Annotated in this window: 14 protein-coding genes; 8 read left to right on the top strand and 6 right to left on the bottom strand. The window is 70.0% G+C overall.

What is annotated here, in order from left to right:
• Nucleotides 1-29: 29 nt before the first annotated feature.
• The 4 genes from H613_RS0109535 to H613_RS0109520 all read right to left on the bottom strand — a co-directional run bounded on the left by H613_RS0109535 (nucleotide 30) and on the right by H613_RS0109520 (nucleotide 3,208).
• The gene (locus tag H613_RS0109535) at nucleotides 30-323 is read right to left on the bottom strand and encodes a hypothetical protein (RefSeq protein WP_156925940.1); all 294 of its coding nucleotides are present in this window, start codon (nucleotides 321-323) and stop codon (nucleotides 30-32) included.
• Nucleotides 316-1,125 (bottom strand): hypothetical protein, encoded by an 810-nt coding sequence (locus H613_RS0109530; protein WP_026923609.1) that lies wholly within the window; start codon nucleotides 1,123-1,125, stop codon nucleotides 316-318. Before H613_RS0109530 ends, H613_RS0109535 begins: the two co-directional genes overlap by 8 nt.
• 320 nt (nucleotides 1,126-1,445) lie before the next feature.
• Nucleotides 1,446-1,955: an O-acetyl-ADP-ribose deacetylase gene (locus H613_RS0109525; RefSeq protein WP_026923608.1), complete on the bottom strand. Its 510-nt coding sequence runs from the start codon at nucleotides 1,953-1,955 to the stop codon at nucleotides 1,446-1,448.
• A 251-nt stretch (nucleotides 1,956-2,206) separates the two neighbouring features.
• Nucleotides 2,207-3,208 carry an aldo/keto reductase gene (locus H613_RS0109520; RefSeq protein ID WP_026923607.1) on the bottom strand — a complete coding sequence of 334 codons (1,002 nt, stop codon included), beginning with the start codon at nucleotides 3,206-3,208 and terminating at the stop codon, nucleotides 2,207-2,209.
• A 380-nt stretch (nucleotides 3,209-3,588) separates the two neighbouring features.
• Between H613_RS0109520 and H613_RS25615 the strand changes: the two genes are divergently transcribed.
• From H613_RS25615 to H613_RS0109490, 6 genes are all read left to right on the top strand, one after another.
• Nucleotides 3,589-4,794, top strand: coding sequence for an ROK family transcriptional regulator (locus tag H613_RS25615; protein WP_035737310.1), 1,206 nt, complete (start codon nucleotides 3,589-3,591; stop codon nucleotides 4,792-4,794).
• A 299-nt stretch (nucleotides 4,795-5,093) separates the two neighbouring features.
• Complete coding sequence (locus tag H613_RS0109510) at nucleotides 5,094-6,392, top strand: ABC transporter substrate-binding protein (protein ID WP_051393168.1); 1,299 nt, start codon at nucleotides 5,094-5,096, stop codon at nucleotides 6,390-6,392.
• A 4-nt stretch (nucleotides 6,393-6,396) separates the two neighbouring features.
• Complete coding sequence (locus tag H613_RS25610; RefSeq protein WP_439330243.1) at nucleotides 6,397-7,368, top strand: carbohydrate ABC transporter permease; 972 nt, start codon at nucleotides 6,397-6,399, stop codon at nucleotides 7,366-7,368.
• A 5-nt stretch (nucleotides 7,369-7,373) separates the two neighbouring features.
• Complete coding sequence (locus H613_RS0109500; protein ID WP_084546494.1) at nucleotides 7,374-8,249, top strand: carbohydrate ABC transporter permease; 876 nt, start codon at nucleotides 7,374-7,376, stop codon at nucleotides 8,247-8,249.
• A 193-nt stretch (nucleotides 8,250-8,442) separates the two neighbouring features.
• The gene (locus H613_RS31365) at nucleotides 8,443-8,790 is read left to right on the top strand and encodes a DUF4234 domain-containing protein (RefSeq protein ID WP_169731979.1); all 348 of its coding nucleotides are present in this window, start codon (nucleotides 8,443-8,445) and stop codon (nucleotides 8,788-8,790) included.
• A 66-nt stretch (nucleotides 8,791-8,856) separates the two neighbouring features.
• On the top strand, nucleotides 8,857-9,372 hold the full coding sequence (locus H613_RS0109490) for an adenine phosphoribosyltransferase (protein ID WP_051393166.1): 516 nt from the start codon (nucleotides 8,857-8,859) through the stop codon (nucleotides 9,370-9,372).
• Nucleotides 9,373-9,397: 25 nt separating this feature from the next.
• Here H613_RS0109490 and H613_RS0109485 read toward each other — a convergent pair whose 3' ends face one another.
• Nucleotides 9,398-9,991, bottom strand: coding sequence for a bifunctional 4-hydroxy-2-oxoglutarate aldolase/2-dehydro-3-deoxy-phosphogluconate aldolase (locus H613_RS0109485; protein ID WP_026923603.1), 594 nt, complete (start codon nucleotides 9,989-9,991; stop codon nucleotides 9,398-9,400).
• Nucleotides 9,988-10,905, bottom strand: a complete 918-nt coding sequence (locus H613_RS0109480) for a sugar kinase (protein WP_026923602.1) — start codon at nucleotides 10,903-10,905, stop codon at nucleotides 9,988-9,990. The genes H613_RS0109485 and H613_RS0109480 overlap by 4 nt, the downstream gene beginning before the upstream one ends.
• A gap of 275 nt (nucleotides 10,906-11,180) precedes the next feature.
• On the opposite strand from H613_RS0109480, the gene H613_RS0109475 reads away from it, so the two are divergent.
• Nucleotides 11,181-11,612, top strand: a complete 432-nt coding sequence (locus H613_RS0109475) for a hypothetical protein (protein WP_026923601.1) — start codon at nucleotides 11,181-11,183, stop codon at nucleotides 11,610-11,612.
• Nucleotides 11,613-11,776: 164 nt separating this feature from the next.
• Nucleotides 11,777-13,318: an RICIN domain-containing protein gene (locus H613_RS29130; protein WP_051393165.1), complete on the top strand. Its 1,542-nt coding sequence runs from the start codon at nucleotides 11,777-11,779 to the stop codon at nucleotides 13,316-13,318.
• Nucleotides 13,319-13,333 lie beyond the last annotated feature (15 nt).

The raw sequence follows: 13,333 nt of genomic DNA, 5'->3' as shown, positions 1-13,333 counted from the left end.
GTTCCTTAACGCTGTCGGGAGGCGGTGGCTCACTTGAATTGGGATGCGACGGCCTCGTCGGTGTCCTCCATGTCCTTGGCGGCTCCGTCCATGTTGGTGGTCAGATCGATCAGGCACTCGGCGGTGCCCTGGACCATCTCGATCATGTAGCCGGAGGCGAGAGCATGCGCGGCCGCGAGCGAGGGGTCGACCGAGACCATGAGCATCGCGTCGAGCTTGCGAACCTCCGGCAGGATCGCGTTGGCCTCCTCCAGGACCGGTACGACGTCGCGCGCGATCTCCGCGCTGAGGGCCTTGATCGTCTCGGTCTCCATGCTAGGCAAAGTGGCCTCCTTCGTAGAACAGTCGTGTGATGCGTTCCTGATGCTCGCGTGCGGCCGTGACCATCTCGAGTCCCTTCTCGCCCAGGCGCTTGGACTCCTCGACCATGCCGGCCGCCTCGCCCGGGCCGATCGGAAGACCGAGGTCGGTGAAGTACCCGTCCTGTCGCTCGGCGAGGTCCGCGGCGGCCGCCGCGGCGGTCTCGGTGATCTCCCGTCCGAGGACCTTCGGGCCCACCTCGCAGGCGCGCTTGCTGAGCACGACCGAGGCGATCGGATACTCTATGGTGGACTCGACGGTGACGAGCCTGCTCTCGCTTCTGGCACGCCCGACCGGCTGTTGGGCTTCGGCGTCCTTGCCGGTTCCCCGAGCAATGTTATGGAACCGCTCCCAAGTTCGGATCGTCTCGTCGAGTCCTTCCGCATCCAAGGGATGCAGGGCGAGACCGGCTGCCGCGGTGCTCCCCTCGCCCCGCAGCGTCTCCTCCTCGTCTGGTTCCAACTGTGAGCGCTGCCGGTCGAGGGTCGCGGTCAGTCCGTGCTCGCGGAGGCTGTCGCGCAGGCCGGTCAGGACCGCGAGGGCCTCGCCGACCGACGGTTCGGCTTCGGGGTCGGGGTCGTCGGCGCGGGCGTCGTCGGCGGCTTTGCGGGCGGTGGTCGTGACGAGTTCGGCCAGGTCGCGCGTGTACATGCGTATGGCGTCTTTGGCGAGTTCGACCGTCGGAGTCGGGCTGTCGGTGATCGTCACGGTGACGTTGCCGCAGGCGCTGGCCAGAGAACGCTCTCTCGGGCTGGTGTCAGTCAACTGGTCTCCCGGCGAGATTTGATTGCATTCGTTGCAAGCTCAATGATATGCACACTTTTCCAGTCATGTGCGCCCACGTCTCATCTGTACGGTATGTGCTCGACTTGATACCTGCGGGCATGTTCGCGGCTTGAGTAGTAAATATACTGCAATGATCGCTGGGCGAGGCGAGCCGGTGTTCGACAGTGGCGTGCCGCGAGGTGAAAGCTGAGACAACGATCACCGAATTCGAAACCGAATCGCAATCGGAGATTCATCTCGGGAAGCACTTTCGGCTCGGCGAACGGTCCCTCATGCGGCGCGGAACCCGGTTTTCGTCCTTATCGTTCAGACACGTTCCGAAAGGCGTCGAGGACCTCGGGGCTGAGCAGGACGAAGCGGATGTCGGCGATCGACGATGCGGCCGACTCCACCGTCTCGAGCGCGATGCGGGCCGCCGAGACGGCCGGCCAGCCGTAGACGCCGGCCGAGACGGCCGGGAACGCGATCGAATCGGCGCCGAGGTTGTCGGCGACCGCCAGGGACTCGCGGTAGCTGGAGGCCAGCAGCTCCGAGCGGTCCTCGGTGGGGGAGTAGACGGGGCCGACGGTGTGGATCACCCAGCGCGCCGGGAGGTTCCCGGCCGTGGTGGCCACCGCCTTGCCGGTGGGCAGCCCGTTGGCGTACTGGGAGGCCCGCAGCTGCTTGCACTCCTGGAGGATCGCCGGTCCGCCGCGGCGGTGGATCGCCCCGTCGACGCCGCCCCCGCCCATGAGCGAGGAGTTGGCGGCGTTGACGATCGCGTCGACGCGCTGCTCGGTGATGTCACCGCTGATGATCGATATCCCCATGCCTGCATTGAAACATGCGGACGCGGCCAGAGACCGGCGCCACTGATTTCGGCCGCGCCGTGGCGCGGCGGCAAAGGCATGTTCGAGAACCCCCGGCGAGGCGGTATCCGAGTTCGTCTGTTCGCTCGCAGTGCCGATCTATGGCTCGCCGAGAGGCCGACAACGCCGCGAGCGGGCCAATCGGCCGGACGGCGACTCGCCCGGGGTTCCGCAAAGGCCCTTGCTCCGGTCAACAGTGCCGCCCGCGGTGGCTACCAGCGGTGGTGGACCTGCGGGCGGATGAGCTCGTCGTAGACGGCGGCCACCTCGGCGTGGACTTCTTCGGACAAGGGGGCGAGGTCGGCCGCCGCGGCGTTCGCCGCGGCCTGGGCGGCGTTGCGGGCCCCGGGGATGACCACCGAGACGCCGGACTGGTCGAGGATCCACCGCAGCGCGAACTGCGCCATCGTCATGCCCTCGGGCACGAGCGGGCGCAGCCGCTCCACGGCCGCCAGACCGGTCTCGTAGTCGACGCCGGCGAACGTCTCGCCGACGTCGAAGGCCTCGCCGTGCCGGTTGAAGTTCCGGTGGTCGTCCTCGGAGAACCGCGTCCCGGCGGTGTACTTGCCCGACAGGAGCCCCGAGGCCAGCGGGACCCGCGCGATGATGCCGACCCCCGCCTTCTCGGCCTCGGGCAGCACCGCTTCGAGCGGCTTCTGCCGGAACGGGTTGAGGATGATCTGGACGCTGGCCGTGTGGGGGCGCCCGATCGCCGCGAGCGCCTGCTCGCACGTCTCGACGCTCACCCCGTAGGCGCGCATCCGGCCCTCGGCGACCATCGCGTCGAGGTCGTCGAAGACCGCCTCGGAGTGGTAGACCGGCGTGGGCGGGCAGTGCAGCTGCACCAGGTCCAGCGTGTCGACGCCGAGGTTCGCCCGCGAGTCGTCGTTCCAGGCCCGGAAGTGCTCCGGGCTGTAGTTCTCGGGCGTCTGCTCCATGCGCCGCCCCATCTTGGTGGCGACGGTGATGCCCGGGTGGCGCCGCAGCAGGGCGCCGACGAGCCGCTCGGAGCGGCCGTCGCCGTAGACGTCAGCGGTGTCGAAGAAGGTCACTCCCGCCTCGATCGCCGCCTCCAGCGCGGCGTTCGCGTCGGCCTCGTCCACCTCGCCCCAGGAGGCGCCGATCTGCCAGGCGCCGAAGCCGACCGTGCCGACCGAGACGGGCGAGGCGTCTTCGTCTCGGGGCGTGCGAGTGATGAGTGTGCGTTCTTCCATGCGCCCGAGCATAGCGAGCGTCGATCGGCGGCTCCGAGGCTTCGCCCGAGGCGGCGATCGGCGCCTCAAGGCCGCGGCCGCATGGAGCGAGCCGCCGCCCGGCTCGGAGGCGTACGGCCCGTGGCGCCGATGAATCCGCTCAAGTACGGTCCGGACGCCCGACCCGGCCTCGTGGGCGGTCGGCGACCGCGCGGAGCGGCGGCGTGGCGCGTCGCGCTCCGGAACCCACGGCCCCCGCCGCATGGAGCGGAGTTATCGTTCACCCTCGTCTGTGTCCCGTCTGCGCCTCATCGCCTGGCGGAGCCGTCCGGTGACCGAGACGACGTCCCTGCTTCAACTAACCCATTTACAAAGGGGCGGGCCCGTCGTACGCTTCCACCATGAAGTCCACCTCACGCGACATCCGCATCCGCAACTGCTTCTCGGTGCTCAGGCACCTCATCGCGGACACCCCCACGTCGCGCCAGATCCTCGCCCGCGAGACCGACCTCTCGGTGGCCACGGTCTCGAACCTGGTCTCGGACCTGATCGAACTCGGGGTCGTCGTCGAGGTCGGACACGAGGACTCGGGCGGCGGCAGGCCGCGGGCCCTGCTCTCGCCGAACACCGGCGGCGGCGTCTTGATCGGGGTCGACATCGCCGAGACGTACATCCAGCTCGAGGCCTACGACCTCGGGCTCGCCGTCCTCGGGCGCGTCGACGAGCGCCTGGACACCGCCGAGAACACGCCCGACCAGGTGCTCGGCCACCTCATCAACGGGATCGCCACCGTGCGCGAGCAGTTGGCCGAGCGCGAGGTACTCGGCCTCGGCGTGAGCCTGCCCGGCCAGGTGGACGTGGCCGGCGGCGTCTCGACCTTCGCGCCCAACTGGAACTGGCACGACGTGCCGTTCAGGGACCTCCTGGCCGAGCGCCTCGATCTCGACGTCCCGATCTACCTGGACAACCCGCTCAAGACGGTCACGGTCGGGGAGCTGTGGTTCGGCGACGGCCGCGGGGTCGACCGCCTCGCCGTGGTCAACCTCGGCACCGGCTGCGGCGTCGGGCTGGCCTTCGAGGGGAAGCTCTACCGCGGGGCGACGAACTCCGCGGGGGAGTGGGGCCACACCACGCTCGACCCCGACGGCCCCCGATGTCGCTGCGGCTCAAGGGGATGCGTCGAGGCCTACGTGGGAGCTCCGGCGATCCTGCGCCAGTGGGGCGAGTTCGACGGCGGCACCAGCGCCGCCTCGCAGTCCGAGGCGATGGCCGCGCTCGCCGCGGCCTGGGAGGCCGGGGACCCGGCGGCGGTGCGCACCGTCGAGGCCGTCTCGCGGCCACTGGCGGCGGGTGTCGCCAACCTGGTCAACCTCGTCAACCCCGACCTCGTGGTGATCATCGGCTGGGTCACGCGCGCCCTCGGCGACGCGCTGATGCCCGAGCTGGAGCGCCTCCTGCCCGGCCATGCGATGGAGGCGCCCCTCAAAGCGCTGCAACTGAAGCGGAACAGCCAGGAGCGCAACATGGTCTGCCTCGGTGCCGCCGCGCTGGCCCTGGAAGGCCACCTCAACCGCATCAACACCGTCGGCGCCCGCTCGCGGCGATGAGCCGTCGGACTCGCCTTCGCCGGCGCGGTTCCGGCATCGGTCGGGCGTGCCGATGCGCGAGGCGGTGCGGACGGCGCCCGCTCGCGCCGCCGAGACCCCGATCCCGCGTTCGCGGGACCGGTTTCGGCGCAGGTGGGAGCGCGTCCGCGCAAGCTGCTTAATTCAACCCATTGACAAAGGGGGTTCACTCCGGCAAGACTGAGGGTGAATCGACGAGTGTTGATTCACCGCCGCGGCGTCGACCATGACCGGAGCCGCACGGACCCCTTCCGACCTCTCGACGTAGCGAGGAGCACGACATGGTTGCTTCAGGCAACAGCCACCCTTCGAAGAAAGCGCTCGCAGCAATGGCGATGAACCGCCGCCGACTGCTCGCGCTCGGCGGACTCACCGCCACCGCGGGCACGCTCGCCGCCTGCGGATCCAACACCGGACGCGATGACGGCGGCGACGGCATCAACCTGTCGCAGTGGTACCACCAGTACGGCGAGGCCGGCACGCAGCAGGCCGTCGAGAAGTACGCCGCGGCCTACGAGGACGCCAACGTCACCATCAACTGGGTGCCCGGCGACTACGACACCGCCCTCTCCTCCGGACTGCTCGCGGGCGAGGGCGAGGCCCCCGACGTGTTCGAGAGCCACCTCAACCGCTCGATGGTCGAGTCCGGCCAGGTCGTCGCCCTCGACGACCTCTACGAAGGCGTCCTCGACGACTTCACCGACGACGACCTCGCCCGCAACACGATCGACGGCAAGCTCTACGGCATCCGCATGATCGACGACCCGCAGTTCCTCTACTACCGGCCGTCCATGTTCGAGGCCAAGGGCATCACGCCGCCGGCCACCTTCGACGACCTGATGGCCGCCGCCTCCGAACTGACCACCAGCGACGTCAAGGGCCTGTTCCTCGGCAACGACGACTCGGCCACCAAGCTGTTCCAGCCGATCATCTTCTCGGCCGGGCAGAGCCTGCTGACCGAGGACAACCAGATCGGCTTCGACAAGGACACCGTCATCGCCGGCGCCCTCCAGGTCAAGGAGCTCCACGAGGCCGGATCGCTCCTCATCGGAGCGCCCACCGAGGCCTGGGACCCGACCTCGATCATCCAGGAGCTGTGCGCCATCCAGTGGTGCGGCCTGTGGGCCATGCCCCAGATCACCGAGGCCCACGGCGAGGACCTGGCCATCATTCCCTTCCCCGGCTTCGCGGGCGGGTCCCCGACCGTGTTCAACGGCGGCTGGTCCGCGTTCGTCAACGCCAAATCCGCGCACGTCGAAGAGGCCAAGGCGTTCACCAAGTGGCTGTGGATCGACAACGAGGAGTACATCCAGGACTGGTGCCTGTCCTACGGCTTCCACATCCCGCCGCGGCTGTCGATGCGCGCCAGCGCCGACGCCCTCGCCGACGGCCCGGCAGCCGAGGCCGTCCGCATCTCCGAGGAGTACGGCTGGGCCGACAACCCCAACTGGACGCCCACCATGGAGACCGCGGTCGACGACATGATGACGAACATCGTGCTGGAGGGCAACGACCCCGAGGGTGAGTTCGACAACGCCGTGAGCACCATCCAGACCGAGCTCGACAGCATCTTCGGATAGGCGGGTGACCGTGGCCGTCTCAGCAGAGGCCGCCGCACCCGAGGCGGGAACCGGGGTCCGCGCTCCCCGGTCCCGCCGCTCGGGCCGCAGGCGGACCACCATCGCATTCTGGTACTTCGTGGGGCCGTTCCTGGTCGGGATGACGGTCTTCACCTTCATCCCGGTGCTGTGGAGCGCCTACCTGTCGTTCTTCGACGCCCGCAACACCGTCACGCCCGCGTCCGAGGACTTCGTCGGCCTCGACAACTACGTCAGGATGCTGCAGGACGACGCGTTCCGCGACAGCCTGATCACCTTCACCGTCTTCGCGGCGTTCGTCGTCCCGCTCACCTTCGCCGCCTCGCTCGGCCTGGCGCTCATGCTCAACCGGGTGCGGCTGGCGCGCGCCTTCTTCCGATCGGTGTTCTTCCTGCCGTTCGCCTGCTCCTACGTCGTGGCCTCGCTGGTGTGGAAGATGTCGATCTTCAACGGCGTGCGCTACGGCATGGCGAACTCCATCTTGGACATATTCGGCATCGAGGACGTCCCGTGGCTGTTCGACCCCAGTCCGCCGTGGTACTGGCTCGTCATCGTCACGCTGCGGCTGTGGATCCAGTGCGGCTTCTACATGATCCTGTTCATCGCCGCCCTCCAGCAGATCCCCGAGCAGCTCTACGAGGCCGCCTACGTCGACGGCGCCAAGCCCGGCAGGCAGACCTTCTGGCACATCACGCTGCCGCAGCTGCGCGCCAGCTCGGTCGCCGTGCTCATGCTCATCCTCATCGCCGCCTACCAGGCGTTCGACGAGTTCGTGAACCTCATAGGCAACCAGGCCTACGCCAGACCACCGCTGGTCTACCTCTACTACTCCGCCCTCGGCACGCAGCAGGACCTGGGCCGCGGCTCGGCCGGGGCGCTCATCCTGGCCCTGGTGATCGCGATCGTGACCCTGCTGCAGGGCAAGTTCCTCGGCTTCGGCAAAACGGAAGGACGGTGAGCCCCATGGTGACCACCAGAGAACGCCGGGGACCGGTCGGCTACCGCCCCGGGGCGGCCTCCAAAGGCGCCAGGGCCGCCACCTTCATCGCCCTGTGCGTGCTGGCGGCGATCTTCCTCGTCCCGTTCTACCTCATCGTCCGCAACGCCCTGGCCACCGACGCCGAGATCACCGCACCCGAATGGATGTGGTTCTCCTCCTCGCCGCGGTGGGAGAACCTCACCGACCTGTTCAACGACCCCATGGTCCCGATGGCCCGCAGCCTGCTCAACTCGGGCGTAGTCGCCGTGGTGACCACCGTCGGGACGCTGTTCCTGTGCACCACGGCCGGGTACGGGCTCGCCCGCATCCCCTACCGGCACGCCAACAAGGTGTTCTACCTCGTGCTGGCCACGCTCATGATCCCCAGCGCGATCACGTTCCTGCCGAGCTTCGTGATGGTCTCCAGCCTCGGCTGGATCTCCGACTACCGGGGGCTGATCATCCCGACGCTGTTCAACGGCTTCGTGACGTTCCTGTGCCGCCAGTTCTTCCTGGGCTTCCCCAAGGAACTCGAGGAGGCCGCCCGGGTCGACGGGCTCGGCTACTGGGGGTCGTTCTGGCGCGTCGTGGTCCCCAACTCCGGGAACTTCCTGGCGGCGATCGCGGTGATCACCTTCGTCGGCTCGTGGAACGCGTTCCTGTGGCCGCTGGTCATCGCCCGCTCGCCCGACTCCTGGACGGTGCAGGTCGCCCTGTCGACGTTCCTCACCGCGCAGACGATCAACCTCTCGCAGCTGTTCATGGCGGCGGCGGTGGCGATCCTCCCGCTCATCTTCGTGTTCCTGTTCCTGCAGCGCTTCCTGGTGCAAGGGGTGGCGCAGACCGGTCTGAAAGGATGAGATGAGAGGGCCGAACGGCCCTCCAAATGAGACGGCTACCGTGCTAACCTCATGGCTCGACGTCGACGCCGGCCCAATCCGGCCGCGGGACCGCCCGTCCCGCGGCCGGAAGGCGTCGACACCCCGACCCCTATTCACAAGGAGCCGTCTCTCCATACCCGAACTCAAGACCCGCAGCCCCTTCGGCGTGTGGGTGCTCAGCATCGTCACCCTCGGCATCTACTACCTCGTGTGGACCACCAAGATGTGCGGCGAAGTCCGGACCGTCAGCCCGAACTTCCCCGACAACCGCAGCGGCGGCAACGTGGTGCTCTCGATCATCTTCGGCGGGTTCACGCTGCTCATCTGGCCCGCCATCAACTGGTTCAAGTTCTGCGCCTCGGTCAAGGCCGAGCAGCAGGCCGCCGGGCTCCAGCCCACCTTCAACACCGGCCTGGCCACGTTCCTGGTCTTCGTCTTCGACACCCACATCTGCTACGTGCAGTCGCAGCAGAACCTCGTCGTCCAAGCCGCGAAGCAGCGCCAAGGCGTGCCCGCCTAGGACCGCCCGCGGGACGCCTCCGCCGCCTCCCGGCCGGGGGCGTCCCGTGCCCGTTACCCTTGCGTGGTGGATCTGACCGACTACGTGCCCGTCGTGCCCGACTTCCCCGAACCGGGCGTCGGCTTCCGCGACATCACGCCGCTCCTGGCCGCCCCGCAGGCGTTCCGGGCCTCCGTCGACGAACTCGAGGCCGCGTGCGCGGCCCACCCGTACGACGCCATCGCCGCCTTCGACGCCCGCGGCTTCCTCTGGGCCGCGCCCCTGGCCGACCGCGCCGCCAAGCCGCTGCTGCCCATCCGCAAGGCGGGCAAGCTCCCGCGCCCGGCCGCCGTCGAGACCTACCGCGGCGAGTACGCCGAGGTCCGCGTCGAGCTGCACGCCGACGCCGTCGCTCCCGGCGACCGGATCCTCCTGGTCGACGACGTCATCGCCACCGGCGAGTCCATGGCGGCCGGCATCCGCCTCGTCGAGGGGCTCGGCGGCACCGTCGCCGCCTGCGCGGCCCTGCTCGAGATCGGCGCGCTCTCCGGCCGCGACCGCCTCGGCGGCTACCCGGTCGTCTCCCTGCTCGGGAAGCTCTGACGACCGGGCCGCACGGGTGTGCCGCCTACTTCCCGACCAGCGTCGCCAGCGCCTCGGGGTCGGCCAGTGCCGAACCCATCCCGACCACGGACGCCCCGGCCCGCAGGTAGTCGTCGACCTCGCCCACACCCACGCCGCCGGTGGCCACGAACCGCATGTCGGGGAACGGACCGCCCATCGCCTTGAACCAGGCCGGGCCCAGCGCCGCGGCGGGGAAGACCTTCACCCACCGGCACCCGTGCCCCGCCGCCAGCTGCAGTTCGCTCGCCGTGGCCACGCCCGGCAGGTGCGGCATCCCGGCGGACTCGGAGGCCTCCAGCACGCTCACGTCCAGGCCCGGCGCGACGGTGTAGGCCGCCCCGGCCTCGCGGGCGCGGGCCACGTGGTCGGCGGAGACGACCGTCCCGGCCCCCACCGCGCAGCCGCGCCTCGCACCGGCCTCGACTGCCGCGGCAAGCGCCTTCTCCTGGCCGGGGAGGCCGATCGGCACCTCCACGAGTTCGACACCGCCGTTCCAGGCGGTCTCGGCCAGCGCGACGGTCTCCTCGGGCGGCAGGCCGCGCAGGATGGCCATCACGCGCTGGCCGGCGAAGAGGGCGTCGAAGTCGACTCGGGTCATGTCTGCTGCTCCAAAATGGATCTGACGGTCTGCGGTCCGGGGGGTGCGGCGAGGTCGCCGGTGGTCTGGAGGGCCCCGGCGGCGAGCCGGTGGCCCAGCCTCATGCAGCCGTCGGGCGAGGCGCCCTTGAGGCGGCCGTAGAGGAACCCGGCGGCGAAGGCGTCGCCCGCGCCGACCGGTTCGATGATCTCGACGGGATCGGCGGGGGAGTAGTGGCGCTCCTCGCCTTCGAAGCAGGTGACGCCCTCGCCGCCGTCCTTGACCACCAGCGTGCCCGCATTCGGCAGTTCACTGCGGACGTCGTCGGCCGTCTTGCAGCCCCACAGCGTCTCGGCCTCGTCGAGCCCGACGAAGGTGAGGTCGGCGGCGTCGCCCAGGCGGGCCAGCCGCGGGGCGGCCCGGTCGAGCGGCCACAGCGCGGGCCGGTAGTTGACGTCGAAGCTGACGGTGGCGCCCGCGAGCGCGCGACCGACGACGAGCTCGTCCACCAGGGCCGCGCAGCTGTCCGAGAGCGCCGGGGTGATCCCGGACAGGTGGAGGATCCGCGGCGCCTCGGCCCCGTCGAGGTGCCCGGGGCCCATGGCCGAGGCCGCCGATCCGGCCCGGTAGTAGTGGACGCGGGTGCCCTCGGGGTTCGGGTCCTTGAAGTAGACGCCGGTGGGGCGGTCGGGATCGACCTCGACGCCGTCGCAGTCGACGTCGGAGGCGCGCAGCACGTCGAGGACGCGCCGCCCGAACGGGTCGTCGCCGACCTTGCCGCGCCAGCCCGCGTGGACGCCGAGCAGGGCCAGGCTGATGGCTACATTGGATTCGGCTCCGGCGATGCCCGCCCGCAGGTTGGCGGCGTGGCGCAGGGATGTCGTGGCCGTGGGGGCGAAGACGACCATCGACTCGCCCAGGCACAGGACTTCCATCGGCGACTCCTCACGATTGCGAAGGCTCCAGGGGTTGCACGGCGCTGTGACTCCCTGCGGTGGGGAGCCCCAGACTACCGGGGGCGACGACCCGATGCCCATCTAGAGCGGTCGATGCGCGCGTTAGACTCGGAACGGGCCTCCACACCGTGTGAACGCGCGGTTCGCGAGCGTCGCCGCGGGACCGGCCCCGGCGCTCGGGCCTCGCCGAGCGGCGGGGGCGTTTCGACGGGCGACCCCGCGGCTCAGGGCCGCTGAGGGGGAGCGGGTGAACGATGACCGGTGGGCTGCTGGCCAAGCTCTTCGCCTGGGTGATCGGTGCCCTGGTGCTGCTGTGGATCCTCGTGCAGTGCATGGGCGCCCCCGACCGCACCGAGGACCCCGGGGAGGAGGACCCCGAGCGGGACGTCGCGCAGTACGCCGAGGACTGCCGCCTCGCCTGGGAGGCGCTGGACCTCATGGGCGAGGCCGACCACGGCAACGTCGACTCGGTGGCCGACGAGATCGACGCGATCGCCTCCCAGATCGAGGACCCGCAGCTGTCGGAGATGACGTACGCCTTCGTCACGCGGACCCAGGAGATGGTCGCCTCCGCCGAGCCGGGCGACACCGAGAAGCTCGAGGACACCTACCAGCTCTACCGCGGCATGGTCGAGGTCGACCTGTCGATCAAGTGCGCGGGCACCGGCGCTCGATCGATGGATTGACAACGGTGAAAGTTACCGTTAACCTCAACGCGTTCGAACGCCCGTCCCCTCGATAGGCGCCCGCCGCCCCGCGCGGCCCGCCGGACACGCGGTCCCCGTGGACGCGCCGCGCGCGATGACACGGCTCCGCAACGCCACAGCCGCCATCGACACAGTGGAGTGATATGGAATCCCTCATCGGACGCCGGAAGACCGGGCGCCCACCACGCCGCTCCTGGCTCGGCGCCGGACTGGCCCTCGCGATCGCCGGCGCGCTCCTCACCGCGACCCCGGCCGCATCGGCGCACGGCGGGCACCACGACCACTGCGAGGCCCCCGACGCGCCGACCGGCCCCATGCTCGGCGAACTCGGCTCCCACGACCCGGCCCTCGTCGCGGGCGAGTGCGAAGGCGACCCCTGGTACGTCCTGGCCACCGGCTGGGGCCCCTACAACGACGGCGCCGTCCCGATCCGCCAGTCCCTCGACGAAGGGCACTCCTGGCGCACCGTCGGCAGCGTCTTCGATGAGAAGCCCGCCTGGATCGAGGAGGCCGTCCCCGGCGTCGACAACCTCTGGGCGCCCGCCGTCCACTTCGACCGCGGGAGCGAGACCTACTACGTCTACTACTCGGCCTCGACCTTCGGCTCCCAGCGCTCCCTGATCGGCCTGGCCACCAACACCACGCTCGACCCCGCCGACCCCGACTACGCATGGGTCGACCGCGGCAAGGTCTTCGAATCGTTCGAAGGCGACCCGTACAACGCCATCGACCCCGAGATCATCGTCGCCGGGCACGGCAGGCACGCCGAGCACTACATGGTCTTCGGCTCCTGGTGGACCGGGATCTACACCATCGAGCTCGACTGGCCCTCCGGCAAGCCCGCCGCGGGCGCCGAACCGGTCCACCTCGCCAGCCAGGGCGGCGACGGCATCGAGGGCCCGGCGATGACCAAGCACGGCAGGTACTACTACCTGTTCGTCTCGCTCGGCATCTGCTGCGCCGGAGCCGATTCGACCTATGCGATCGCCGTGGGCCGCTCCACCTCGCCGACCGGTCCGTTCCTCGACCGCGACGGCGTCGACATGCGCGAGGGCGGCGGCACCGTCGTCCTCGCCGAACACGGCACCTACGTCGCCACCGGCGGCCAGAGCCTCGACGACGGCCTCATCGCCTACCACTCCTACGACCAGGCCGGCGGCTTCGCGCTCGGCATCGAACGCGTCGAATGGAAGCGCGGCTGGCCGGTCCTGTCCGGCCCGACCGGCGGCGGCGAGCCGAGCCCCGCGATCGACCCCGCCGCCTGGTACGAGATCACCAGCGCCCACTCCGGGCTCGTCCTCGGCATCGAGGGCGCCTCGACCGACGGCGGCGCGCACCTCGTCCAGCAGGAGCCCACCGGCGAGGCCCACCAGCAGTGGCGGTTCCTCTACTCCGACAACGGCTTCTACCGCCTCCAGAACCGCCATTCGGGCCGCGTGCTCGACATCTGGGAATGGAACACCCAGCCGGGCGCCGTCATCGCCCAGTGGGACGACCTCAACGGCATCAACCAGCAGTGGCAGGTCGCCCAGACCGACGGCGGGGCGATCACCCTGCTCAACCGGTTCTCGGCGCTGTCGCTGACCGTCTGGGAGGGCGCCACCGAGCCGGGCGCCCGCATCAGCCAGGACCTCCCCTCCGGCGGCGCCGAGCAGCAGTGGACCCTCACCGCCGTGGCCGAGTGATATCGGCGACGGCGC

The sequence above is a fragment of the Glycomyces arizonensis DSM 44726 genome (assembly GCF_000482705.1).
Lineage (GTDB): Bacteria > Actinomycetota > Actinomycetes > Mycobacteriales > Micromonosporaceae > Glycomyces > Glycomyces arizonensis.
Note: the sequence above shows the minus strand (reverse complement) of the source record. Positions and strands in the feature narration are given on the sequence as shown.